Here is a 2,526-nt window from a genome sequence, read left to right as displayed (position 1 = left end):
TATTATTTATGGATTAATTCTTTAGAAAAAATGAATCAATAAAATCATTTTAAAATTTACTTAAACCTCCTATTTTCAGTGGAATTTCACTTTAAATCGGAGGTTTTTTTAGTATAAATACAGGAATAAAAACAAATAAAATATATCTATCAGAATATAAAAAAAAGGAATTGTCGCAAGCTAAAATAAAATTATTTACATAGGAGAATGATTTCTTCCTAAATTAACGAATATAATTCTTATTCAGATAGTTTTAAAACTATACAAATCTTTCAGAGATAACCTGTCGCTTAATGCTGGTTATATTTTCAAAAAGGAGGTCAAATATTATGAAAAAATTTATATTATTAATAGCTTTTATAATTACTTTTTCCCCTGCAATGGGTGAAACTTCAAGATATTCTTTTAATTTTGGTAAAATTAGGATTAGCGATGCAAAATTAACTAGAAAAAGTAACCACTATAGACATTTCTCAGGACTTATTGAAAACAGAAGCAGTAAAAATCTGACTGTAACCTTTGATATTTACTTTAAAGATCCCCAAGTAAACGATGGCAGAGAGGTATTAGTTTCTTCTCCTACTTTTTACAATATTCCTGCCAGGTCGACAAAAAATTTTAAAACATCTATGTATGTTGGAGAAATCAACGGAAGAGATTTCAGATTGGAACTCTCAAACCTCTTGGAAGTAAAATAAAAAGGAGTTTTTTTGTATATGGTCAATAATAAAATTTAATTTATAGTTATCTTTTTTAGATTTTCCTGGGTTGAAGAAGAATACCATATTTCTACAAATTCTTTTATAGATTCTATTTCTCTTTTCTTCATCTCTTCTGCAACTGGTTTTCTTATGAGTTTTTTTATGCTGTGAAATGCTTCTGAAGATCTGTCTCCCAGATCTTTTGCTTTTTCTAATGAAATACTTGTAAGATCTTCCAACTCTGCCACTTCATCGATTAATCCCATTTCTTTGGCCTCTTGAGAGGAATACATCTTACCTGAATATAATATTTTTGAACTATTAGCATTTCCTACAATAAACCGAAGCATCTCAACACTTCCTGCAAGGACAGTCGCCCCAAAAGTTAACTCATTTAGGGATATTTTGGACTTTCCTGATGCCATTATACGATAATCACAAGCCATTGCCAGCATGCAACCTCCTGCCATGGTGTGTCCGTTTAAAGATGCTATTACAGGTTTTGAAAACGTAAATATCAGAGTATATAGCTCTGTAAATTTTTTAACGTATCCAGAAAAATTTTCTTTGGAATAAGATAAGAATTCAGGAATATCAAATCCAAATGAAAAAAATTTACCATATCCTGTCAGTATCACAGAATTTATCTCTTTATCTTTTTCAATGGTTTTAAAAGCCACGGTCAGTTCATCGACAAATTTTTCATTGATGGGATTAACATTTCCTCTAGAAATAGTAAGTATCCCTACTCCATCCTGTTTTTTTAAAGTTACAAATGTCATAATTTTTTTCTCCTTCTCTCATATTTAAATTAAATTTTTACAGATAATTATATGTAAAAAAAAAAGCCGCTCACGCAGCTTTAACCTTTTACAGCTATTACTTCTATTTCTATTTTTACATCCTTAGGAAGTCTAGCCACCTCTACACAAGCTCTAGCAGGTTTTACGTCTCCTAGATATTCATTGTAAACTTCATTTATTTTTGAAAAATCATTCATGTCCTTTATGAAAAGCCCAGCTTTTACTATATCTTTTAGAGAATATCCTGCCTCTTCTAATACAGCTTTTACATTTTCAAGAGACTGTTTAGTCTGCTCCTGTACATCATCAGAAATACAAGTCATAGTTTCTGGTACAAACGGAATCTGTCCAGATACAAATAACATTCCGTTAACCTCTATAGCCTGTGAATACGGTCCCAAAGCTGCAGGTGCCTTTTCAGTATTTATTGCTCTTTTAGCCATTTTCATTCCCCCCAAATATTTTTCAATTTTGAATTTCCCTCTGTATAAATATTAACATATTCTCATTACCTCCGCCACCTATTTCAACTTTATAATGTCCCTGCCTTACAATATTTATAAATTAAATAACAATTGATTTATAATGGTTTTAAAGTTAAAATCTGTGTGATCATTAAAATTTAAGGAGGTTTCATGGACATTATACTGAGCATGGCTTTTATTTTTACTCTTTTGATACTTTCGGTTATAAATAAAATATTCATCGGATACCCTTTGTTTGCTGCCCTTTTTATTTTTGCTTTTCTGGCCTTAAAAAGGGGATATTATATAAAAGATGTCCTTAAGATGATTTTTGAAGGCGGAAAAAAATCATTTATTGTTCTCCAGGTATTCTCACTTATAGGTATTATTACATCCCTGTGGATCTCAGCGGGCACAATCCCGGCAATCGTTTACTACGGAATCAAGTTTATGAACCCCGATTTTTTTATTATCTATACCTTTCTTATTGTTTCATTCGTATCTTTACTCTTAGGAACCTCATTTGGTACTGCTAGTACCATAGGAGTAGCCATAATA

Annotated in this window: 3 protein-coding genes and 1 pseudogene; 2 read left to right on the top strand and 2 right to left on the bottom strand. The window is 30.8% G+C overall.

All coding sequences use genetic code 11. From position 1 onward, the window contains the following. Nucleotides 1-329: 329 nt before the first annotated feature. Nucleotides 330-698, top strand: a complete 369-nt coding sequence (locus ABZA26_RS12495; RefSeq protein ID WP_372714844.1) for a hypothetical protein — start codon at nucleotides 330-332, stop codon at nucleotides 696-698. 35 nt (nucleotides 699-733) lie between these two features. On the opposite strand, the gene ABZA26_RS12490 is transcribed toward ABZA26_RS12495, so the two are convergent. Continuing rightward, a complete protein-coding gene (locus ABZA26_RS12490; protein WP_372714843.1) occupies nucleotides 734-1,483 on the bottom strand; it encodes an enoyl-CoA hydratase/isomerase family protein in 750 nt (249 codons plus the stop codon). A gap of 80 nt (nucleotides 1,484-1,563) precedes the next feature. Next, entirely contained in the window at nucleotides 1,564-1,947 is a 384-nt protein-coding gene (locus ABZA26_RS12485; protein WP_372714842.1) for a RidA family protein, read from the bottom strand. A gap of 192 nt (nucleotides 1,948-2,139) precedes the next feature. Here ABZA26_RS12485 and ABZA26_RS12480 point away from each other — a divergent pair. Continuing rightward, a pseudogene (locus ABZA26_RS12480) lies at nucleotides 2,140-2,526 on the top strand (Na+/H+ antiporter NhaC family protein); the annotation flags it as partial.

Origin of the sequence: Ilyobacter sp. (assembly GCF_041583315.1) — a bacterium.
Lineage (GTDB): Bacteria > Fusobacteriota > Fusobacteriia > Fusobacteriales > Fusobacteriaceae > Ilyobacter.
This window is presented reverse-complemented; position numbering and strand designations above follow the sequence as displayed.

Bases quoted from the DNA above. Each gene is read 5' to 3' on its own strand.
- ABZA26_RS12495 (WP_372714844.1), top strand. From the start codon at position 330: ATGAAAAAATTTATATTATTAATAGCTTTTATAATTACTTTTTCCCCT.
- ABZA26_RS12490 (WP_372714843.1), bottom strand. From the start codon at position 1,483: ATGACATTTGTAACTTTAAAAAAACAGGATGGAGTAGGGATACTTACT.
- ABZA26_RS12485 (WP_372714842.1), bottom strand. From the start codon at position 1,947: ATGGCTAAAAGAGCAATAAATACTGAAAAGGCACCTGCAGCTTTGGGA.